Raw genomic sequence first — 21,459 nt, 5'->3', positions numbered from 1 at the left:
TGCGCCTATTCGTCGCTCGGCCGAGGCTTCGCCGCCCGAGCACTGTGTACATATGAAAAAGGAAGCATGCTCGTGACAATCGGATATGTCGGTGCCTGGACCAGTAAAGCCGGTTTGTTGGTACGTGAGGGCGCGGAGAGCGCCAAGCCGGTTTCCCAGAGCGCCAGGGTCCGACAGATGCTGGCCCTGGTCGGCAACGACCCGACGGCGCTCAGCACCAAGAAGATGGATGAGCTCAAGCTGCACAGGCAGATCAAGGGCTTTGATCCGACCAACGTCACCGCCAATCAGTTGGGCAGCATGAGCACCTTCCTCAAGACCAACGGCCTGATCACTGATATCACGGCGTTGAACCTGCTCAGTGCCGGCAATGATTTCGACCGTTTCGGTGCGCCGAAGAACCCGGACCAGGTGTTCAACGCCCTGGAATTCTTCGCCACCAAGCTTGAGACCATCCAGAACAACAACCTCAAGGGCAACAAGTACGCCAACTACTTGATCCCCGAGTACAAGAAGGCCATCTACGTCCTGCAAAACCTTCAGACCTATGGCAAGGGCAACGGTACGACGGTCGACAAGAACATCTCCACCAAGGCCTGACGCCTTGAGTGCGCCGGGGCTCTGGTCGAGCCCGCGGCGCATGCCATTCACGTGTCGAGCAGGGCCATCACTGCCTCGGGGTAGCGTTGGCCAGCCGTGGCCTCGGGGCTGAAAATCCGCTCCAGGGCTTGCAGCTCGGCGGCCTCCAGGCGCACCTCCAGCGCCGCGACGTTTTCTTCCAGGTAGTTGCGTTGCTGGGTCCCGGGAATCGGGATCAGGTAGTCGCCCTGCGCCAGCACCCAGGCCAGGGCCAACTGCCCGGCGCTCACGCCTTTGGCCGCCGCCAGACGCTGGCAGGCGGTGAGGCAGCCGTTGTCTTCCTGATCGCGGCTCCACAATGAATATTCACTTTGCAGGGCACTGTTCGGCGGGGGTTCGTCGACTGGCTGGTGGAGCTGTTCGACGGGCCGGGCGTGCATCAGTACCGGCGCTGAACCGCCCCAGCAAAACGCCCGCTGGGCAGCGGGCGTCTGGGCGGTGTGCAGCGGGTCGGCGCCTCAGGCTGGCCTGGATCGGTCAGTGCCGCAGCGCCGGGTCTTCAACGGTGGTAGTAACCTGGCCCGCCGTCGTAGTAGCGATGGCCTCCGTGCCCGCCTGGAAGGAAGATGCAGCCAGACAGGGTCAGCATCAGCAGCAGGGGAATCAGCATTGTGATTCGACGGAACATGTTTCAATCCTCATGGGCTCTGGGGGACAACTTCGGCGCCCGTGCAGCGAAAACTTTTGCGCGCCTGTAACATACGACCCCGTTTGCCCTGTCCCATCCCCGAATCTCGGTAGGTGCTTGGCATTCGTCTTGATACAAAGCCGATACATTCCAAGGCCCAGGAACCCGTAATGACCCAGTCACAACGCTTGAAATACTCGATTCTGATCTCCCTCCTGGTACTGGGGATCATGCTTGGCCTGTCTTACCTGCAGAACAACGGCGTCATCAGCGAGAAGATGTTCCAGTACATCGCCATCGGCGTGGCCGTGGCGGTAGTGGTCATCAACGGCGTGATGCGCCGCAAGGTCAAGCCCTGAGCTGAGCCCAGCGGGCTCAGGCGCTGCCGTCGAGCAAGGCTGCGGCCTGCTGGTGCAGGCTGTAGCTTTTGTCGGCGTTGAGGGTGATCACCCCTTCGCTGCACAGGCGCTTGAGCACTTCACGCACACTGAGGAACGACAGCGGGATATCCAGCTCCAGCAAATGGCTGTGAATACCGCGAACACCCAGTGAACGGTCGTTCTCGGTGGCCACCAGCAGGGCGTCTATGACTTTGAGACGGATCAGGCTGGTGCGCAGGCCGAAGCCCTTGAGCAGCTGGCGGATACGCTCGTTACTATTGCGGTCGGCGTTCTTGCCGAACACACCGGCGCCGGCATTCAGAGAAGGCGAGGACTGCGCGGTGTTGCCGTCCGTTGGCAATTGCGGGTTGTACATGCAAAAACTCCTTTTCAGAGCCTGATCAGGAAAATGATGGGTGCTCTCACTAACTAAGACGTATGAGCACGCCAAATCATGAAGCCCCAGATGTATAAATTTCGTCAGTATCTTGTCGCTGACACGTCAGACAGCTTTCTGTCGCCCCTCGCGCGCTAAATTTCCCGGTCGGTTTTCGTCTTTATGGGCAGGCACTTTTCGGCTTCGGCCGGACTGCACCGTGTTCTCCAGGCTGGCTCGACGTGGGTGCGTCGCCCCCCTTGCCCGGCCTGGTGTCTTTTTTTTCGAGCAGGAGTCGGCGTGATTATTTCCAGGCAGTTACCCAGTGTGTGCCTCGCAACTTTGTGTCTGGGGCTGAGCCTTGCGGCCCACGCCCGCACTCCCGCCCCCGCGCCAGCGCGCGAGGCCAGCGCCGAGATCCGGCGAACCGCTTTCGGCGTCCCCCATATCCGTGCCACCGACGAACGTGGCCTGGGCTATGGCATCGGTTACGCCTATGCCCAGGACAACCTGTGCCTGCTGGCCAACGAGGTGCTGACGGTCAATGGCGAGCGCTCCAAGTACCTGGGGGCCGAAGGGCAGACCCTTGAGCAGCGCGACAACCTCACCAGCGATGTGTTTTTCAAGTGGTTGAACACACCCGACGCGGTGTTCGGCTTCCTCCAGGCGCAAACCCCCGAGGTGCGCCAATTGATGGGGGGCTATGTCGACGGCTACAACCGGCAGCTGGCCGAACGCCGGGCCCAGGGGCTGCCAGCGCAGTGCGACGGTGAGTGGGTACGGCCGCTGACCACCCTGGACCTGGTGAAATTGACCCGGCGCCTGCTGGTGGAAGGCGGCGTCGGGCAATTCGCCGAGCCCCTGGTCGGTGCCACGCCGCCCGGTGCTACGGCCCAGGCCAGTATCAGCCGCGCCAGCCTGCAACTGGCCGAGGCGCGCCAGCAGCGCTTTGCCCTGGATCGCGGCAGCAACGCGGTGGCCGTCGGGCGCGAGCGCTCGTTCAACGGTCGCGGCCTGCTGCTGGCCAACCCGCATTTCCCGTGGGTGGGCGGCATGCGTTTCTATCAGATGCACCTGACCATCCCCGGCAAACTCGACGTCATGGGCGCCGCGTTGCCGGGGCTGCCGATGATCAATATCGGCTTCAATCGGCACCTGGCCTGGACCCACACGGTCGACACGTCCAAGCACTTCACCCTGTATCGCCTGCAACTGGATCGCAAGGACCCGACGCGCTACCTGCTGGACGGCAAGTCGCTTCCGCTGACCCCGCAGACCCTGAATGTCCAGGTGCGGGGGGCGGACGGCGAGTTGCAGCTTGTCACCCGCACGGTCTACAGCTCGCAGTTCGGCCCGGTGGTGCAATGGCCGGGCAAGCTCGACTGGGATCGCCAGTACGCCTACAGCCTGCGTGACGCCAACCTGGAAAACGACCGGGTGCTGCAACAGTGGTACGCCATGAACCAGGCGACGGACCTCAAGCAACTGCAGGACTCGGTGCACAAGATCCAGGGTATCCCCTGGGTCAACACCCTGGCGGTGGATGACCAGGGCCAGGCGCTGTACATGAACCAGTCGGTGGTGCCCAACGTCAGCGCGGCCAAGCTGGCGCTGTGCAGCGACCCACGGGCGGGTACGCAGATGATCGTGCTCGACGGCTCACGCAGTGCCTGCGCCTGGGACAACACCCCGGGGGCTGCGCAGCCGGGCATCTTCGCCGCGCGACAATTGCCACAACTGCTGCGCGGCGACTTTGTGCAGAACTCCAACGATTCGGCCTGGATGGTCAACCCGGCCGCACCGCAGGAGGGCTTCTCGCCGCTGATCAGCCAGCAGGATTTGCCGCTCAAGCAGCGCTCGCGGTTTGCCCTGGAACGCCTGGGCCGGATGAGCGGCCCGGGCCAGATCGGTGTCGCCGATTTGCAGCAGATGGTGATGGATAACCAGGTGTACCTGGCAGGGCAGGTGCTGCCGGACATATTGCAATTTTGCGCCGGGGACCTGGGGGCCGATGCCGGGCGGCTTGAGCCTGTGTGTGCCAGCCTGAAGGCCTGGGATCGCAGCGCCAACCTGCAGGCCGGCCTGGGCTTCGTGCACTTTCAGAATGTGATGCAGGCCTTGCTCGAGCGTGACGATATCTGGCGTGTGGCTTTCGATCGCCAGGACCCGCGGCACACGCCACGGGGCTTAAGCATCGACCGTCCCGCCGTGGCCCAGGCACTGCGCGAGGCGATGCTGACCTCAGTGGCCGAGGTGGCTGAAGCCGGGCTGGGCGCCGATACGCGCTGGGGGGATATCCAGGTGGCCAGCAGCGGTGAGCGGCAGACGCCGATTCATGGCGGCCCGGAAAGCCTGGGGGTGTACAACGCAATGCAGAGCGTGCCGGGGGCCAAGGGCAAGCGCGAGGTGGTCAGCGGCACCAGCTACCTGCAAGTGGTCAGCTTTGACGACCAGGGGCCCCACGCCCAGGGGTTGCTGGCGTTTTCCCTGTCCAGCGACCCAACGTCGAAATATTCGCGGGACCAGACCGAGGCGTTCTCCAATAAGCAGTGGCACGCACTGCCGTTCACCGAGGCGCAGATCAAGGCCGATCCAAGTTATCAGGTGCAAGTAGTGGGTGAGGGCGCCCCGGCCAAGCGCTAGGGGCAATCGGGCTGCGCCTGCCAGGGCGCAGCCTTCAGATTTTCGGCGGGCTTTGCGGCAGCGAGTTGATCACCGGATTGCCGTCTTTGTTACGCGTCAGGTACACCGGCAGCACCTTGGGCAGCGAAGCCGGCAGGCCCTTGACCTCCTTGATGTTGTAGATGCCGCCGACCCGGATCGCCCCGGTGGCCTGGTCGGCCAGCATCAGCGGCGCGCTCAGGTAGCGGTTGATCAAGGGCAGGGCATCGCTCAGGGCCAGGTTGTCGAGTACCAGCTTGCCACTGCGCCAGGCCAGGGAGCTGTCGTTGGCGTAGGTCTGGCTGATCTGCGGTGCGTAATCGCCATTTTTGTAGCGGGCCTGGGTCCCGGGTTCGAGGCGAAAGCCATCGCCGGGCAGGGCATTGTTGCTGGTGACCAGCACCGAACCTTCGACCAAGGTTACGCGCACCTGATCCTCATACATCCACACATTGAACTGGGTGCCGGTGACTTTCACCTGGCCTTGGGCGGCCTTGACCACGAACGGGTGGCTGCTGTCATGGCGCACTTCAAAGAAGGCTTCGCCCTTGCGCAGGGTGACCTGGCGCTGATCCTTGTAGTTGCTGTAAGTCAGTTCGCTGCCCAGGTTCAATTCAACCTGGCTGCCATCCCCCAGGGTCACCTTGCGCACCGTGTTGTCGGTGGTGAAGTGCTCGTAGGAGGAGGGGATCCAGCCCAGGTTCCAGCCGGCATAACCGGCCAGGGGCAAGGCCAGGGCGCTGATGGCCGCTGCCACCCCGTAACTGCGCCAGTGCCTGCGGGCGCGGGGCAGGGGCTGGGCGGTCGTGGGAGGCGTGAACTGTTCGGGCAAAGGGCGGGGCAGATGGTCGGCGACGTCCCAGATTTCGCGCATCGCTTCATATTCAAAGGCGTGCAGGGGATCGGCGTCATGCCATTGCTGGAAGGCCTGGCGTTCTTGCGCCGTGCAATCGGATGCATGCAGACGCATGCACCAGTGGGCTGCCGCATCCGTGATGGCGTCGTATTCGGCTTCTGAGAGGGTGTGTTCGCTCATTGACTCTTCCTGATTTCCGACATTCTACCCTCCACGCCAACCCTTGGAGAACAGCCGTCATGGCGAATGCGCATCAAAGTGGAACTTATTTTTTACGGTAATGCCCTAAAAACAGGACTTACGTAATCAGTATCCACAAATGGAGTGAAAAAATGATCAAGAAAACCCTCGCCGCTTTCGTCGCCACTGCCTCCCTGCTCAGCGCCGGTGCCGCGCTGGCCGATCGTCCGGGCGCAGGCTGGATCAGCATTGAAAAAGCCGTCGAAACCGCGAAGACCAAGGCCGGCTACGTGGAGATCTACGAGATCGAAGCCGATAACGACGGCTACTGGGAAGGCAAAGGCCGCAAGGCCGACGGGATTGTCTATGAGTTCCGTATCGACGGCGCTTCGGGCAACGTTCTGCGCGACCAGAAAGACTGATAGCCCCTCGCGCCAGGGCACGTTCTATAGCCCTGGCGCACCTGCCCCCTGTCTCGACTCCCCGCTGCAAACGTCCCCTGCGACCTGCGATTTTCCCTGAACAACCGGTGTTGGCATTGGCTGTGCACGCCTGCGCGGTGGTTGACAGCAGGCGCGTCGAAGGTTGTTTAATCCGCTTCTACGCTGTTGCCCCCTCCAATAATTAAACTGGAGCTTCAGATGTGCGCATTGCCCCTGGTTGATGAAACGCCTGGCGAAACCCTGTCGCTGGACCAACTGACACAGCTTCTGGAAACCATCTTCCTGCGTCACGGCACCTCCCTCGACGTGGCCCGCAGCCTTGCTGCCAACTGTGCCGGTGCCGAGCGCGACGGTGCCCACAGCCATGGCGTGTTCCGTATCCCCGGTTATGTCTCGACCCTGAACAGCGGCTGGGTCGATGGCCAGGCGGTGCCGGTGGTCGAGGACGTGGCCTCGGGTTTTGTCCGGGTCGACGCCGCCAATGGCTTTGCCCAACCGGCGCTGGCCGCTGCCCGGGCGTTGTTGGTGGAAAAGGCCCGCAGCGCCGGGATCGCGGTGCTGGCGATCCGCAATTCCCATCACTTCGCCGCGCTGTGGCCGGATGTCGAACCCTTCGCCTATGAAGGCCTGGTGGCCTTGAGCGTGGTCAACAGCATGACCTGCGTGGTGCCCCATGGCGCCGACCGGCCATTGTTCGGCACCAACCCGATTGCCTTTGCCGCGCCCCGTGCCGGGGGCGAGCCGATCGTTTTCGACCTCGCCACCAGCGCCATTGCCCACGGCGATGTGCAGATTGCCGCACGCAAGGGCGAGCGCCTGCCGCCGGGCATGGGCGTGGACAGCTTGGGGCAGGCGACCCAGGACCCGAAAGCGATTCTGGAAGGCGGCGCCTTGCTGCCCTTTGGCGGGCACAAGGGCTCGGCGTTGTCGATGATGGTCGAGCTGCTGGCAGCGGCCTTGACCGGCGGCCATTTTTCATTCGAGTTCGACTGGTCCAACCACCCAGGGGCCAAGACGCCCTGGACCGGGCAGTTGCTGATTGTCATCGACCCGAGCAAGGCGGCCGGACAGAACTTCGCCGAACGCAGTCAGGAACTGGTCAGGCAGATGCACGGGGTCGGGCTCAAGCGCCTGCCGGGCGATCGGCGGCATGGGCAGCGGGAGAAGTCACAGCAGCAGGGGATAACCCTGGCCCGCAGCGAGCTGGCGCAGTTGCGGGAGTTGGCTGGGGTGTAGCGGTTGACGCGATAAACAAGGTTCAGGCGAGCGCAAGGCTCGCCTGAAACCCTTGCTCAGGAACCGATATCAGGAGCGGCGCCCAAGCAACAGGCCGACCACCAGGCCGAAGCCTGCGGAAATGGCCACGGTCTGCCATGGGTGGCCACCGATGTAGTTCTCGGTGGCGTCCACCACCGGTTTGCTGCGTTCACGCACATTGGCCACCGAATCCAGTGCCTGCTTGAGCTTGAGCGCAACCTGCTGACGCAAGGTTTCACCTTCTTCGCCGACCAGCGCGGCGCTGCCCTTGAGCAGTTTTTCCGATTCTTCGATCAGCGCCTGCAACTCGCTGAACGCCTGGTCCTTGATTTGTTCTTCGGCTGCTTGCGCGACAGTTTTGCGAGCCATTGAGTTACTCCTTGAGTTAAGTGATGCGGTGAACAATGGAGTCGGGCGGGAGCGGAAAAGTTGCAGCTATTTTCCGCTTCCGTGAAAACCCGAGGGTAAACCCGTCGGCGCCTAAGGTGTAAGATGTCGCCTATTTTACGCAGCAGGAATTTCCCATGAGCTTCAACCTGGCCGACAAAACCCTGGCCGAACGTGCCGCCCTCGAAGATGAAAAGTCCCGCCTGTTCGACCTCTGGCAGAGCAACCTGGGCAAGGCCAAGGGCGATGCCGCGCGGCTCTTTGGCGAGCGCAGCAAGCGCAAGGGGCGCTGGTCCGAGTGGGTTCGCGCGGAGCTCGACGGCATGTCGCCGCCCGAATACGCGAACATGGTCCGCAGTGAAGTCAACCGGCTGATGGCGGCGAGCAAGTAACCGCGAAGCTTTCGATAATCGCCTCACGCACCTTGAGCAACACCGGGTCGACCTGGGCGCTGGTCCGCCACCCCAACTCGATCGGGTAACGCGGCAGGTCCAGCGGGCAGGGCAGCAGTGCCAGCCCGCTCAAGGCAGCAATCCCCCGGGCGGCGTGGGCCGGGATGGTTGCCACCGCCTGGCTGCCCTTGAGCAGATAGGGCAAGGCCGCAAAATGGCTGGTGGAGGCGCACACATGGCGGCTCAGGCCCAGGGCGGCCAGCCCCTCGTCGGTGATCCCGATAAACCCCTGTGACGACACCAGCACATGCTCGCGCGCGACGAACTGCGCCAGGCTCAGTGCCTGCTGCCCGGGTTCCAGGCTGGCCGGGTCTGCCAGGCACAGGTAGCTGCCTTCGCCCAGCACCTGGCGGCTGAGCAGGCGTTCGGCAAAACCGCCGGCGCTGATCGCCAGGTCGATGCTGCGTTGCAGCAGGGCTTCACCGACGATCTGGCTGTGGCTCTGGCGGAAGATCAGGCGCAACTTCGGCGCCCGCCGAGCCACGGCCTCGATCAAACGCCGGCCATAGGCGATCTCGAAATCATCCGACAGCCCCAGTGTCACCGAGCGGCCCTGATAGTCATTGGCGTTGGGGTCGACCATGGCCAGGCTCTGCCGGCATTTGTTCAGGGCCTCGCTGATCACCGGCTTCAGCTGGTTGGCCCGCAGGGTCGGCGCCAGGCCGCGCCCGGTGCGCACGAACAACGGGTCGCCATACAACTCGCGCAAGCGACGCAAGGCCGCGCTCATGGCCGATTGGGTGACGCCCAGGCGCAACGCCGCACGGCTGGCGCTGGACTCGTCGTGCAGGGCTTCGAAGGCCTTGAGCAGGTTGAGATCGACGCTGGCGATATTCATCTGGTTCATATCATTAAGCACTGAGATGGGGTTTATGCATGATCGGCGCGCGGCGGAGAATGGGCAACACTTCACCGCTCACGGAGCTTCCCGATGCCTGTATCCATTGTCGCCGCGCTACAAATCGGCTCCCTGCCCGAAGGCAAGGCCGCCACCCTGGAACAGATCCTGTCCTATGAAAGCGCGATCATCGAAGCCGGCGCGCAGCTGGTGGTGATGCCCGAAGCGCTGCTTGGCGGCTACCCCAAGGGCGAAGGGTTCGGCACCCAGCTGGGTTACCGCCTGCCGGAAGGCCGCGAAGCGTTCGCCCGCTACTTCGCCAATGCCATCGACGTGCCAGGGGTGGAAACCCAGGCCCTGGCCGAACTCTCGGCGCGCACCGGGGCCAATCTGGTGCTGGGCGTGATCGAGCGCAGCGGCAGCACCCTGTATTGCACGGCGCTGTATTTCGACCCCCAGCAGGGCCTGTTGGGCAAGCACCGCAAGTTGATGCCCACCGGCACCGAGCGCCTGATCTGGGGCAAGGGCGACGGCTCGACCCTGCCGGTGTTCGACACCCAGGTAGGGCGCGTGGGCGCGGTAATCTGCTGGGAAAACATGATGCCGCTGCTGCGCACCGCGATGTACGCCAAGGGCCTGGACCTGTGGTGCGCGCCGACCGTGGATGAGCGCGAAATGTGGCAGGTCAGCATGCGGCACATCGCCCATGAGGGGCGCTGCTTTGTGGTCAGCGCCTGCCAGGTCCAGGCCTCGCCCCAGGCGCTGGGCCTGGAGATCGCCCATTGGCCCGCCGAGCGCCCGCTGATTGCCGGCGGCAGCGTGATTGTCGGGCCGATGGGCGATGTGCTGGCCGGGCCCCTGGTCGGCCGCGCCGGACTGATCAGCGCGCAGATCGACACCGCCGACCTGGTGCGCGCCCGCTACGACTACGACGTGGTCGGGCACTATGCGCGCCCGGATATTTTCGAGTTGACGGTGGATGAACGCGCCCGGCCCGGGGTGCGGTTTACCTGAGGCGCAGCCACGCTTCGCAGGTGTTCGCCCGGGCTGGCCGAGGCACCTGCACGCAAGGCCGCCAGCAGTTGACGCTGGCCCCGGGCTGCCGTTGAATAGCCAGCCCCAAGCCCCTTTGCCCGCGGAACTACTGTGCTTAGAAACGTCACCGATATGGACTTGCGTCTGCTGCGGATTTTCTCCGTGGTGGTCAAATGCGGTGGCTTCACGGCGGCCCAGGCCGAGCTGAACATGAGCCAGTCGAACATCAGCACCCATATCTCCAGCCTGGAAAAACGCCTCGGCTACCGCCTGTGCGAGCGCGGCAAGGGGGGCTTTCGCCTGACCGAGAAGGGCCAGCGCATCCTGGCGGCGGCCAGTGCGCTGTTTGGTGCAGTGGATGTGTTTCGCAACGAGGCCCAGGAATTGTCCGGGCGCCTGGTGGGTGACCTGTACCTGGGGCTGGCCGACAACATCGCGACCTTGCCGGCGGCGCATATCGACGCAGCGATCGCGCGCTTTTACCGGCGCGACCAGGATGTGCACCTGCACGTGTTCGTCAACTCGCCCACCGAGCTGGAGCTGGCGGTGATCGACGGTCAACTGGACCTGGCCATTTCCTATTTCAGCCGTGGCCTGCCGACCCTGGATTACCAGCCGTTGTACAGCGAAGAGATCGGCGTGTTCTGTGGGGCGCGGCATCCGCTGTTCGCCGAGGCCGCGCCGACTCTGGAGCAGATCAAGGCCTGTGACTGGATTCGCCACGGGTTCCTCCCGGCCAACCAGGTGCTGCCGGTGGCGCCGTCGCGGGCCACGGCCACCGCCTACCACATGGAGGCGGTGGTGCATGGGGTGCTGGCAGGGACGCACCTGGGCTATTTGCCCAATCACTACGCCCGGCCCTGGGTGCATGACGGGCAGATGCGGGCGTTGCATGCGCAGACCCTGCGCTACGAGGTGCAGCACAGCATGATCACCCACGCCGGCCACCCCCATAGCGAGGCCCTCAAGGCCTTTATCGATGACCTGCTGAGCGAACACCGCAACTGAGCACCGCGTTTACCCGAGGCAACGGGTCACGTGCTTCAGCGACTGATAGGCGGCCAACCCCCAGGGCCCCAGTTCACGGCCGATACCGCTGCCCTTGGTGCCGCCCCATGAGGTTTCGACAAACACTGCCTGGATCGAGTTGATCCACACATGACCGACCTCCAGGGCTGCCGCCAGCCGTTCAGCCCGTGCCAGATCGGCACTGATCACTGTCGCCACCAGGCCGAAGGTGCTGTCGTTGGCCAGGGCCAAGGCCTCGGCTTCGGTGCTGAAACGCCTGGTGCAGAGTACCGGTCCGAAGATCTCCTCGCGCCACAGGCGGCTGTCGCCCGGCACCTGGTCGTACACCGTCGGGCTGACGAACCAGCCGGGTGCGGCCAGGGCTTCGCCGCCGGTCAGGCACACCAGGCCTTCGTCGCGGGCAATCGCGAAATAGTCGAGCACCTTGCGGTACTGTGCCTCGCAGGTCAGGGGGCCCATGTCCACTTCCTGATGCTGCGGGTTGCCCACCCGCAATCGCTCCAGGGCCTGGGTCAGGCGTTGCAGCAGGGAATCGGCAATGGCTTCATGGACCAGCAGGCGTGAAGTCGCCGAACACATTTGCCCGGCGTTCCAGCAGAAGCCGGCAATGATCCACTCCACCGCCTGATCCAGATCGCAGTCCTCGAACACCAGGATCGGCGATTTGCCCCCCAGCTCCAGAGTCACCGGCCGGCAATGCTCGGCCGAGCTGTGCATGACTTTTTGCCCGACCGGGTTGCTGCCGGTGAACGACAGCTTGTCCAGCCCCGGGTGCGCGCTGAGGGCGGCGCCGGCAGCACTGGCACCGACCACGATATTCAACACCCCGGGCGGCAGGCCCAGCGTCTCTGCGATCTGGGCGTAGACCTGTTCGATCAGGGGCGTGACCTCCGATGGCTTGAGCACCACCGTGCAGCCGGCGGCCAGGGCCGGGGCGATCTTCCAGGCGCTGGTTACCAGAGGGAAGTTCCAGGGCACGATCAAACCCACCACGCCCAGGGCCTCGACCCGGTAATGGGCCTGAAAGCCGGGGGCCGACAACGGCACTTCGCGGTTCGGGGTGGCGTCCAGTTCTTGGGCCAGCCCGGCGTAGTAGGTGAAGGTGGCGATGGCATCGTCCAGGTCGACACTGGCTTCGTGCCGTGGCTTGCCGTTGTTGCGCATTTGCAGCTCGACCAGCGTGCTGCGACGGCGTTCGAGTTCGTCGGCGAAGCCTTGCAGGTAATACGCGCGCTGGCTGCCGCTGAGGCTGCGCCAGGGGCCGAGGGCCTGGCGCGCGGCAGTGACGGCGAGGTCGATCTGCTGCGCGCTGGCACCCTGAAGACGGGCAATGACTTGGCCCAGTGACGGGTCGCAGGGGCTCAGTTGCGCGTCGCCTTCGCCATCCTGCCACTGGCCGTTGATATAGAGCGCCGGATTCATGGACGCACCCCCGGCAGCACGCCGTGTACCGCGTTGCAGAAAATCGTCCGGTACTGCTCGGCGTTCAGAGGCTGGGCGTTGGTCTCGGAAGAGGAAATATCGGCCACCGCCTGAGCCCCGACCCAGTCGGCGTCGGCCGTGTCCAGGCCGATCTCGCCCAGGCTGTGGGGAATACCCAGCTCTGCGCGCAGCGCCAGGACCCAGTCCAGGAAACCTTGGAAGTCAGGCTGGGGCAATTCCAGGTAACGGGCCAGGCGCGCAATGTCGGCGTCGATCACCGGCTGGTTGGCCAGCAGCACGTAAGGCAGCAGGATCGCGTTCAACAGCCCATGGTGCTTGTGGTAGCGCGCTCCCAGCGGGTGGGCCAGGGCATGCACGCCGCCCAGGCCTTTCTGGAAGGCCACGGCGGCCATGGCCGAGGCCACCAGCATGCCTTCGCGGGCCACCAGGTCCTGGCCGTTGGCGTAGGCCTGTCGCAGGTGCTGGCTGACCAGGCGAATGCCCTCGACGGCGATGCCGCTGGACATCGGGTGATACAGCGGCGAGCAGAAGGCTTCGAGGTGATGGGTCAAGGCATCCATGCCGGTGGCGGCGGTCAGTGCCGGCGGCAGGCTGCGGGTCAGTTGCGGGTCGAGAATCACGCAGGCCGGCAGCAACTGTGGATGGCTGATCACCCGTTTCACCTGCAGCCGGGTATCGGTCAGCACCGCCTCACGGCCCAGTTCCGAGCCGGTGCCGGCGGTGGTGGGCAGCGCGATCAGGGGCGGCAGGCCAAGTGCGGGGAAATCGCTCAGGCTCGGATAGCGCTCGATGATCTGCGACCACTCAAAGCGCTCCAGACCCTCAGGGTCGCAGGCTGCCAGAGCGATGCCCTTGGCCGCGTCCATGGCGCTGCCGCCACCCAGAGCGATCAACGAGTCGTGCTCGCCGGACTGGAAGGCGGCAACGCCGCGCTGCACATCTTCCAGGCTGGGGTTGGCGCCCAGGTCGGAAAACACCGCAACCGGCAGCCCGGCGCTGTGCAACTGCGCAACCAGCAGGTTGAAGGGTTCGAGGGTGAGCATGCCGGGGTCGGTGACCAGCAGCGGACGGCCTATGTTCAACAACCGGCAACGTTGCCCGAGCAGGCCCAGGGCGTCGGCGCCGCAGAAGATTTCAGTGGGGTAGTTCCAGTAGTGCACCGCAGGGGACATGGTTTTCTCCAGCACGAGTGAGTTCACAGGTGGCCAGTCATGGCCACCCGGGCAGGGAGCAGGGCGCTGTCGGCGACAGCGCGGGGGACGTCAGTTGGCGTGCAGCGGGGCGCTGGGTGTGCGCAGGTAGGGCTTGGCCAGCCACATGTACAGCAGGCCAAGCAGCGCCAGGCTGGAGAACACCAGGATTACCGCCCAGACCTGGAACCACGGAGCACCCGGTGGCGCCAGGGATTCCCGGGGCCAGGCGACGTTGATGGTTTCGAATACCAGCCAGACAAACGCCAGCAGGTTCACCGGCAGGCCCCAGCGTCCAAGACTGAACACCCCGGCCTCGGGCTTCCAGCGCCCACGCAGGCGGGCGATCAGGGCGCAACTGATCACGATCAGGAACACCATGAAAAAGCCGCCGCTGCCAAAGGCGATCAGGGTGCCGACGGCCGTGGCATTCAAGCCCAGGGCCAGGCCGAAGCTGGCGAACAGGGTGCTGAAGACCATGGCGGCGAACGGCACCTTGCGCTTGTCCACCCGGCGCAGGGTGGCCGAGGCCGGCAGGATCGAGTCCCGGGCCATGCCGAACACGGCGCGGCCAATGTAGGTCTGCACCGACACCACGCACGCAATAAAGGCCACCAGCACCACGCCGACGAAGGGCCGCTCGGACCAGGCACCAAAGGCGTCGACCACCGCCGGGGTGACCGGGTCGACCACGCTACCGGCGACCATGCCGGCGGTATCGGTAAACGACAGGGTGACGGCGAACGCGGTGAGCATCACTGTCAGCCCCACCAGGATCATCGAGCGCAGGATGGCCCGTGGGGTCGAGGTGCGGGCGTCGGCGGTCTCTTCGGAAACCTGGGAGCAGGCATCGAAGCCGAGAAAGGCCCAGCCGCCCACGGCCATCGCCGTGATAAAGCCACTGAAGTACGAACCATCGGCCGGGGCCGTGGCGCTCAGACCTTCTAGCAGCAGCGACCAGGAGTGGTTGCGGAAAAATAACAGCAACAACAGGCCGATACCGATGGAGGCAATGGCTTCGGCGATGATCCCCGCGTTGACGAAGTACTTCAGCGGGTTGATGCCCAGCAGATTGACCCCCAGCCCGAGCAGCAGCAGGACTGCGCCGCTGGCCACCTGGGCGTTGGCTTCCGGCGCGTGGCCAGTGACGAACAGCCACAACCAGAACCCGCCGAGGTAGGCCACGGTGGTCAGGGACGCCAGGGCCGACGCGAGGTACATGAAACCGGTGAACCAGGCCCAGCGATCGCCCGCCAGGCGCTTGACCCACTGGTAACAGCCACCAGCCAGCGGGTACTGCGAGGCCAGTTCGGCGTATACCAGGGCCACCAGCAGTTGCAGGGCCAGGCACAGCGGCACGATCCAGACCCAGGACGGGCCTGCGCTCATGGCACCCAGGGCCATCACCGAATAGATGCCGACCACCGGCGAGACCGTGGCAAAGCCTACGGAAAAGGACGACCAGAGCGACAGGCCACGGTGCAGCTCCTGGCGGTAGCCCTGGCGCTGAAGCAGGGTTTCATCATGGGATGTGTTCATTGCGCACCTCGTGCGCACGGCGCAGCACGGGTACGGCGGCCACGGGTAGGGCGTCGAACTTGATGGGACATGGGGAGTTCCTGGAATCGGCAGATCAAATTGTTATTGGGGTGGCCTGTAGCTTTTGTTGTAGGCGGACCGACCTTGCCTGCCCTTGGATAAGGACAGGGCGAGCTTAAGCGCGGCAAACATCAAGATGAATACACATATTAGTAAGCTGACATCTGGGTTTGTTGATGTTTGCCGGGCAGGGGGGCGAGCAGAGGCAATTGCACCCAAGGCGCCAGTGTCCGCAGAGAGCGTCGACAAGCCCCCGCAGCTTGGGCAGCAGCTGGCGGCTGTGGGGCCAGGGCGTCAGGCCCGACGAACGCCGGGACAAAGAGCGCCGGGCGCCTGAGCCGAGGCCCGGCCCCGGATGCGAGTTACCTGAGGCGCAGCCACTCTTCGCGGGTGATTTCCCAGAGTTCCCGGGGCAGGCGCCCGGCGACGAAATCCCCCTCGTCGCAGCTGATCAGGCGCATCCCGCTGCGTTCGGAAATCCGCCGTGAGCCCCGATTGGGGGCCGCCTTGGGCGTCCGCAGCAGGGGGCGTTGCAGCACCTCGAACCAATAGGCGGTGACCGCCGCGCTGGCCTCACCCATATAGCCCTGGCCCTGCCAGGCGGGAGCGAGCCAGAAGCCCCGGTTGTTGTCGGTTTCGTCCATCAGGCTGACGTTGCCGATCAACTGTCCCGGCGCTGATTTCAGGCAGATTGCCCAATGCCATTCTTCACCCCGGGCCATGGCCGGCAGGGCCAGGTCTCGCAGGTAGCTCAGGGCGCCATCGGCCGGGTAGGGCCAGGGCACCAGGGCGTTGAGATACCGCACCACCTGCCAGTGGGCAAACTGCGCTTGCACCGCCTCGGCGTCGGCCAGTTGCAGCGGCCGCAGGATCAGGCGATCGGTGTACAGGGTGGGGATCTCGACAGTGAGTGGGGTGTCCATCGGGGGCGCTGCTCCTGAGTCGGTCATGGCGCCGCCATAGTCGGGCCTGAGCCGGCGCGGGGCAAGGCTGACCCGAGGCTCAATCGCGCCCCAGGCGCAGGTGCTCGCCGAGAAAGTCGACAAACACCCGCAACTTGGGCAGCAGGTGGCGGCTGCTGGGCCAGAGCACCGAGAATTTGCCGCTGTCGATCTGATAGTCATCCAGCACCGCCACCAGGCTGCCTTCGGCCAGGGCGCCGCGGACCACGAAGTCCGGGACAAAGGCGATGCCCAGGCCCTGGCTGGCGGCAAAGATCAGCGACTCCAGGTTGTTGCTGGTCAAGGCGCTGCGCAGGCTCAAGGGCGGCTCGCCCGCGGGCAGGCGCAGGGTCCACTGCTGCAACTGGGTGGTTCCGGGGAATTTGTAGCGCAGGCAGGCGTGCTGCTCCAGGTCCCGGGGGCATTGCGGCGTGCCGTGTTCGGCAAAGTACTGCGGGGCACTGACCAGGACAAAACCGAAAGGCCCGAGGGTGCGGGACTTGAGTTGCGAATCCGCCAGCTCGCCGCTGCGGATCACGGCGTCGACGCCCTCGGCGATCACATCGATCAAGCGGTCGTTGAAGTCCAGGTCGAGTTCGATCTGCGGGTAGCGCCGGGTGAACTCCGGAAGGATCGGCAACAGCATGCGATAGCCGATGGCGGGCAGGCTGACCCGCAACTTGCCGCGCGGGGTGTCGCTGATCCGCGCCAGTTCGGCTTCGGCTTCTTCCACCTCGCCGACGATGCGTTGGCAACGCTCGAAAAACAGCGTGCCTTCGTCGGTCAGGCTGATGCGCCGGGTGCTGCGATTGAGCAAACGCACACCGAGCTTGTGCTCCAGCCGCGCCAGGCTTTTGCCGACCGCCGAGGCGGAAATGCCCAGGCGTTCGGCGGCGCCCACCAGGCTGCCGCTTTCCACCGTGCGGACGAATGCCAACAGGCCGTTCAGATTGTCCATGGGGACCTCTATTGGAGCGTTTATGTCCGCAAACAAAGGACTTTAGCCCTGTTTTTTGCTGATTGCGGCGAATCTATCATCCAAAACCATCCCCTGTCCGCTGTGGCTTTTGCCTGTTCGAGGTCCTGATGAACCCTGAAATCGATCTGCCCGCCGCCTTCCAGGCCGCCACCCCAGCCAGCCGTGCCTATGGCGTGCTGGCGGCGGTGTGCCTGGCGGCACTGATACTGCCCCTGACCTTTGTCGGCGTGGCCGTGGCCACCCCGGCCATTGCCCGCGAGCTGGGTGGCAGCCCCATGGCCCTGAGTTGGGTGACCAACGCCTTTATGCTGACCTTCGGCAGTGCACTGATGGCCGCCGGGACCCTGGCTGACGAGTACGGCCGCAAGCGCGTGTTCAGCCTGGGGGTCGGGCTGTTTGCCCTGACCTCCCTGGCGCTGGCCTTTGCCCCGTCGGTGCTGTGGCTCGATGGCGTGCGGGCGTTGCAAGGGCTGGCGGGCGCTGCAGCCCTGGCCGGCGGTTCGGCGGCCCTGGCCCAGGAGTTCGAGGGCCGCGCCCGCACCCGTGCCTTCAGCCTGCTGGGCACCACCTTTGGCGTCGGTCTGGCGTTCGGGCCGCTCCTGGCCGGGGTGTTGATCGAGCACTACGGCTGGCGCGCGATCTTTATCAGCGGCACCTTGATTGGCGCGCTGTCGTTGCTGTTTGGCGTGCCGCGCATGCACGAGTCCCGCGACCCGGACGCCGCCGGTGTCGACTGGCCCGGCACCCTGAGTTTTACCGCGGCGCTGGTGCTGTTTACCTGGGGCGTGTTGCAGGCGCCGCAAAGTGGCTGGGGCAGTGTGCTGGTGCAAAGCCTGCTGTGGGGCTCGTTGCTGGCGCTGCTGGGGTTTGTCGTGATCGAGTCGCGGGTCAAGCGGCCGATGCTGGATCTGTCGCTGTTTCGCTACCCGCGTTTTGTCGGGGTGCAGGTGCTGCCGATCGCCACCTGCTACTGCTTTGTGGTGCTGCTGATTCTGCTGCCGATCCGCTTCATCGGGGTTGAAGGTTACAGCGAGATCGAGGCCGGGCTGATGATGATGGCCCTGTCGGCGCCGATGCTGGTGGTGCCGTTGCTGGCGGCGTGGCTGACGCGCTGGGTCAGTAGCCGCGTGCTGTGCAGCAGCGGCCTGTTGATTGCCGCCCTGGGCCTGTATCTGCTGAGCCGGGTAGGCGTCGGGCAGCCCACGGCCAACGTGCTGCCGATGTTGTTGATCGGCCTTGGAGCGGGCTTGCCCTGGGGCCTGATGGATGGCTTGTCGGTCAGTGTGGTGCCCAAGGAGCGTGCGGGGATGGCCACCGGTATCTTCAGCACCACCCGGGTGGCGGGCGAGGGCATTGCCCTGGCCCTGGTGGTGGCCTTGCTGGCCGGGCTGCTGCAGCACTCCCTTGGCGCGGCGCTGGTGGACGCCGCGCAGATTCCCCTGGCCGCGCAGCAACTGGCCAACGGCAACCTGCAGGCCAGCAGTGCGCTGCTGCCGGAGGTCGGGCGCGGTGCCCTGTTGCAGCTGTATGTGGAGGCCTTCGGCCAACTGCTGCGGGTGCTGATCGGCATCACCCTGGTCTCGGCCCTGGCGGTGTGGCTGGCCCTGCGCGAGCCGGCTCGTCCCTGAGCGCGGGTGGTTTCAGCGGAACTCGAACAGCTCGTAATGCAGATTGGCCTCGGGGATCGCCTGTTCGCGCATCAGCTCGCGGACGCGCTCCAGCAAGCTCTTGGGCCCGCAAAAGCTGATCTGGATCTGCTGCGGGTCGGTTTGCGCTACGGCGTGCTTGAAGGTCTCGCTCAGTTGATCGGCCCCGCCATCCTGGCCAACAAAGCGCACGCCGCGTTGCTCGGCCATGCTTTGCAGCTGTTCGGCAGTGGGGAACGCGCGTGAGGGATTGAAGCAATACACCAGGGTCGTGTTATCCAGGCGTTCGCTGGCATCGTCTTGCAGCCAGGAGATAAACGGCGAGATGCCCACACCGCCCGCGACCCAGATTTCCCGTGGTGCATCGACCTGGCGCTTGAACTGTCCATAAGGCGCATAGACGTCCGCGAGCATGCCGACCTTGACCTGGTCCCGCAGCTTTTGCGTGTAGTCGCCCAGGGCGCGGATCACGAACTCGATACGCCCGTCGCTGGCATGGGCGCTGGCGATGGTGAACGGATGGGGCTCGCGCAGGCCCTTTTCCTTGAGCGCAAGAAAGGCGAACTGCCCGGCCTTGAACGCAAAGCCCTGCTGCACAGGCGTCAGCTCCAGGTGCAGGGAGTGTTTGTGCGCCGACACGGCGCTCACGGTGTATTCGCCGGCCTTGGCCAGCACCGGGTAGAGCAACAGCTTGTACAGCGCACCGAGCAGCCCCAGGCCGCAGAGCAACGTCAGCCACAGGCCCGATGGGGTGTTCAGGGCAATCGGCGATTTGAAACTCAGCCAATGCAGGATGACGATCACGAACAGCGGGCCGGAGAGCTTGTGCCACCAGCGCCACAAGCGGTAAGGGATATTGCGGTTCAACGCCAGAAGCACAATCAGGCCCAGGGCCACATAACTGAGTTGGCGCACCAGGCGCGTCCAGTACTTGGGCAACTCGATGATGGGCACGCTGTTCCACAGGTCCAGGTTGGCCTTGAACACAAAGTGGTAGCTGGCAAACACCAGGGCCCAGATCCCCAGCCATTTATGCGCTTCATACACCCGGTCGAGGCCACCGAACAGCCGCTCGACCCAGCGCCAGCGGCTGGCCAGCAGGCACGAGGTGGCCATGTACACCAGCGCCGAGGCCCCGAGAATCAGGCTCAGGCTGGCGGAGGTGAGCCAGGTGCTGCTGGGGATTTCGATCAGGACGGTGATGCTGGTGATCAGCAAAATACCAAGGATGCAATGCCAGGGTTTCAAAGCGCTTCGCCTCTGCAGACACCGGTTTTCCGGCGATGGTGCCGTTGCATCGGGTGCCCTCATCGACTGGCCAGCGTCGGCGAGCAGCCGCTGTGAGCGGTCGAGGGCACGGTTGTGGCAACGGTTTTTACGATCACGCAGCCTACTCGCATGGCGCCAGAGGGGAGGTGACCTGTATCAGGTGTGGGCCGTAACTGTGCTGCGCGGCGGTTGTCGGGCGTCTAGCAAGCACAGCCCCGCAGCGGTTCGGGGCCAGAGATTGCGAGCCTGACGATGCAAGCGCTGTTGAACGAGATCCTCGACCAAGTTCGGCCACTGATTGGCCAGGGGAAAGTCGCCAATTACATCCCGGCCCTGGCCGACGTGCCGGCCAACCAGCTGGGAATTGCCGTGTATGGCAACGACGGCCAGGTGTTCAGCGCCGGCGATGCCGACACGCCGTTTTCGGTGCAGAGCATTTCCAAGGTGTTCAGCCTGGTGCAGGCCATCGGTCATTCCGGCGAAGCGATCTGGGAGCGGCTGGGGCACGAACCTTCGGGGCAGCCGTTCAATTCCCTGGTGCAGCTGGAGTTTGAGCGCGGGCGCCCACGCAACCCGTTTATCAACGCCGGGGCATTGGTGATCTGCGACATCAACCAGTCGCGGTTTGCCGCGCCGGCCCTGTCGATGCGGGATTTCGTGCGGCGTCTGTCGGGCAATCTGCAGGTGATGGTGGACGGCAAGGTGGCCGACTCCGAGTACCAGCACCGCGCCCGCAATGCGGCCATGGCTTACCTGATGCAGTCCTTTGGCAACTTCCACAACGATGTCGAGGCGGTGCTGCGCAGCTACTTCAGCCATTGCGCGCTGCGCATGAGTTGCGTCGACCTGGCCCGGGCGTTCTGTTTCCTGGCCAACGACGGCTTTTGCAAGCACAGCGGCGAGGCCATCCTCACCGCGCGCCAGACCCAGCAGGTGAACTCGATCATGGCCACCAGCGGCCTGTATGACGAAGCCGGCAACTTTGCCTATCGCGTCGGCCTGCCGGGCAAGAGCGGGGTGGGCGGCGGCATAGTCGCGGTGGTGCCGGGGCAATTCACCGTGTGCGTGTGGTCCCCGGAACTCAACGCCGCCGGCAATTCCCTGGTCGGCATGGCGGCCCTGGAGTTGCTGAGCCAGCGCATCGGCTGGTCAGTGTTCTGATCCCATCGTCGGCCGGAGTGAGCACTGTGGAGCACACGGCCCACGTCTAAGGCAGCGACTACAGCTTGTA

The 21,459-nt window shown here is 64.7% G+C and carries 21 protein-coding genes and 1 pseudogene; 10 read left to right on the top strand and 12 right to left on the bottom strand.

Going from position 1 to position 21,459, the window contains the following annotated elements:
* Nucleotides 1-72 precede the first annotated feature (72 nt).
* The gene (locus CF161_RS18680) at nt 73-600 is read left to right on the top strand and encodes a hypothetical protein (protein WP_043229809.1); all 528 of its coding nucleotides are present in this window, start codon (nt 73-75) and stop codon (nt 598-600) included.
* 47 nt (nt 601-647) lie between these two features.
* Here the strand turns inward: CF161_RS18680 and CF161_RS18675 are convergent.
* Nucleotides 648-968 (bottom strand): annotated as a pseudogene (locus CF161_RS18675) (aldo/keto reductase); the annotation flags it as partial.
* Between the two features lie 170 nt (nt 969-1,138).
* Entirely contained in the window at nt 1,139-1,267 is a 129-nt protein-coding gene (locus tag CF161_RS33455; RefSeq protein WP_256206419.1) for a hypothetical protein, read from the bottom strand.
* A gap of 170 nt (nt 1,268-1,437) precedes the next feature.
* Here CF161_RS33455 and CF161_RS18670 point away from each other — a divergent pair, with 170 nt between their 5' ends.
* Nucleotides 1,438-1,626, top strand: coding sequence for a hypothetical protein (locus tag CF161_RS18670; RefSeq protein ID WP_020298154.1), 189 nt, complete (start codon nt 1,438-1,440; stop codon nt 1,624-1,626).
* A gap of 16 nt (nt 1,627-1,642) precedes the next feature.
* Here the strand turns inward: CF161_RS18670 and CF161_RS18665 are convergent, their stop codons facing one another.
* Nucleotides 1,643-2,023, bottom strand: a complete 381-nt coding sequence (locus tag CF161_RS18665) for a hypothetical protein (RefSeq protein WP_020298153.1) — start codon at nt 2,021-2,023, stop codon at nt 1,643-1,645.
* Between the two features lie 300 nt (nt 2,024-2,323).
* On the opposite strand from CF161_RS18665, the gene CF161_RS18660 reads away from it, so the two are divergent.
* On the top strand, nt 2,324-4,666 hold the full coding sequence (locus CF161_RS18660; protein WP_043229784.1) for an acylase: 2,343 nt from the start codon (nt 2,324-2,326) through the stop codon (nt 4,664-4,666).
* Between the two features lie 34 nt (nt 4,667-4,700).
* On the opposite strand, the gene CF161_RS18655 is transcribed toward CF161_RS18660, so the two are convergent.
* Entirely contained in the window at nt 4,701-5,720 is a 1,020-nt protein-coding gene (locus CF161_RS18655) for a FecR family protein (protein WP_020298151.1), read from the bottom strand.
* Nucleotides 5,721-5,872: 152 nt separating this feature from the next.
* Here CF161_RS18655 and CF161_RS18650 point away from each other — a divergent pair, with 152 nt between their 5' ends.
* Nucleotides 5,873-6,142, top strand: coding sequence for a PepSY domain-containing protein (locus tag CF161_RS18650; protein ID WP_020298150.1), 270 nt, complete (start codon nt 5,873-5,875; stop codon nt 6,140-6,142).
* A 219-nt stretch (nt 6,143-6,361) separates the two neighbouring features.
* Nucleotides 6,362-7,399, top strand: coding sequence for an Ldh family oxidoreductase (locus CF161_RS18645; protein ID WP_020298149.1), 1,038 nt, complete (start codon nt 6,362-6,364; stop codon nt 7,397-7,399).
* 69 nt (nt 7,400-7,468) lie between these two features.
* On the opposite strand, the gene CF161_RS18640 is transcribed toward CF161_RS18645, so the two are convergent.
* Nucleotides 7,469-7,789, bottom strand: a complete 321-nt coding sequence (locus CF161_RS18640) for a YqjD family protein (protein WP_020298148.1) — start codon at nt 7,787-7,789, stop codon at nt 7,469-7,471.
* A 155-nt stretch (nt 7,790-7,944) separates the two neighbouring features.
* Between CF161_RS18640 and CF161_RS18635 the strand changes: the two genes are divergently transcribed.
* Nucleotides 7,945-8,199, top strand: a complete 255-nt coding sequence (locus CF161_RS18635; RefSeq protein WP_020298147.1) for a hypothetical protein — start codon at nt 7,945-7,947, stop codon at nt 8,197-8,199.
* Here the strand turns inward: CF161_RS18635 and CF161_RS18630 are convergent.
* Nucleotides 8,171-9,106 (bottom strand): LysR family transcriptional regulator, encoded by a 936-nt coding sequence (locus CF161_RS18630; protein ID WP_043229781.1) that lies wholly within the window; start codon nt 9,104-9,106, stop codon nt 8,171-8,173. The genes CF161_RS18635 and CF161_RS18630 overlap by 29 nt on opposite strands.
* 84 nt (nt 9,107-9,190) lie before the next feature.
* Here CF161_RS18630 and CF161_RS18625 point away from each other — a divergent pair, with 84 nt between their 5' ends.
* Complete coding sequence (locus tag CF161_RS18625) at nt 9,191-10,111, top strand: carbon-nitrogen hydrolase family protein (RefSeq protein WP_020298145.1); 921 nt, start codon at nt 9,191-9,193, stop codon at nt 10,109-10,111.
* Nucleotides 10,112-10,243: 132 nt separating this feature from the next.
* Nucleotides 10,244-11,140, top strand: coding sequence for a LysR family transcriptional regulator (locus CF161_RS18620; RefSeq protein WP_043229779.1), 897 nt, complete (start codon nt 10,244-10,246; stop codon nt 11,138-11,140).
* A 9-nt stretch (nt 11,141-11,149) separates the two neighbouring features.
* Here the strand turns inward: CF161_RS18620 and CF161_RS18615 are convergent, their stop codons facing one another.
* The 5 genes from CF161_RS18615 to CF161_RS18595 form a co-directional block, all read right to left on the bottom strand.
* A complete protein-coding gene (locus CF161_RS18615) occupies nt 11,150-12,583 on the bottom strand; it encodes an aldehyde dehydrogenase family protein (protein WP_020298143.1) in 1,434 nt (477 codons plus the stop codon).
* Nucleotides 12,580-13,776 (bottom strand): iron-containing alcohol dehydrogenase, encoded by a 1,197-nt coding sequence (locus tag CF161_RS18610; protein WP_020298142.1) that lies wholly within the window; start codon nt 13,774-13,776, stop codon nt 12,580-12,582. Before CF161_RS18610 ends, CF161_RS18615 begins: the two co-directional genes overlap by 4 nt.
* Nucleotides 13,777-13,866: 90 nt before the next feature.
* On the bottom strand, nt 13,867-15,333 hold the full coding sequence (locus CF161_RS18605; protein WP_020298141.1) for an APC family permease: 1,467 nt from the start codon (nt 15,331-15,333) through the stop codon (nt 13,867-13,869).
* Between the two features lie 422 nt (nt 15,334-15,755).
* Complete coding sequence (locus tag CF161_RS18600) at nt 15,756-16,316, bottom strand: GNAT family N-acetyltransferase (RefSeq protein WP_020298140.1); 561 nt, start codon at nt 16,314-16,316, stop codon at nt 15,756-15,758.
* 79 nt (nt 16,317-16,395) lie between these two features.
* A complete protein-coding gene (locus CF161_RS18595; RefSeq protein WP_020298139.1) occupies nt 16,396-17,292 on the bottom strand; it encodes a LysR family transcriptional regulator in 897 nt (298 codons plus the stop codon).
* A 128-nt stretch (nt 17,293-17,420) separates the two neighbouring features.
* Here CF161_RS18595 and CF161_RS18590 point away from each other — a divergent pair, with 128 nt between their 5' ends.
* A complete protein-coding gene (locus tag CF161_RS18590; RefSeq protein WP_020298138.1) occupies nt 17,421-18,941 on the top strand; it encodes an MFS transporter in 1,521 nt (506 codons plus the stop codon).
* A 12-nt stretch (nt 18,942-18,953) separates the two neighbouring features.
* On the opposite strand, the gene CF161_RS18585 is transcribed toward CF161_RS18590, so the two are convergent.
* A complete protein-coding gene (locus CF161_RS18585) occupies nt 18,954-20,207 on the bottom strand; it encodes a ferric reductase-like transmembrane domain-containing protein (protein ID WP_020298137.1) in 1,254 nt (417 codons plus the stop codon).
* Between the two features lie 273 nt (nt 20,208-20,480).
* On the opposite strand from CF161_RS18585, the gene glsB reads away from it, so the two are divergent.
* Nucleotides 20,481-21,389, top strand: a complete 909-nt coding sequence (gene glsB, locus CF161_RS18580) for a glutaminase B (protein WP_020298136.1) — start codon at nt 20,481-20,483, stop codon at nt 21,387-21,389.
* The last annotated feature ends 70 nt before the right edge of the window (nt 21,390-21,459 follow it).

It is taken from the genome of Pseudomonas sp. CF161 (assembly GCF_000416215.1).
In the GTDB taxonomy this organism is placed as follows: Bacteria; Pseudomonadota; Gammaproteobacteria; order Pseudomonadales; family Pseudomonadaceae; genus Aquipseudomonas.
Note: the sequence above shows the minus strand (reverse complement) of the source record. Positions and strands in the feature narration are given on the sequence as shown.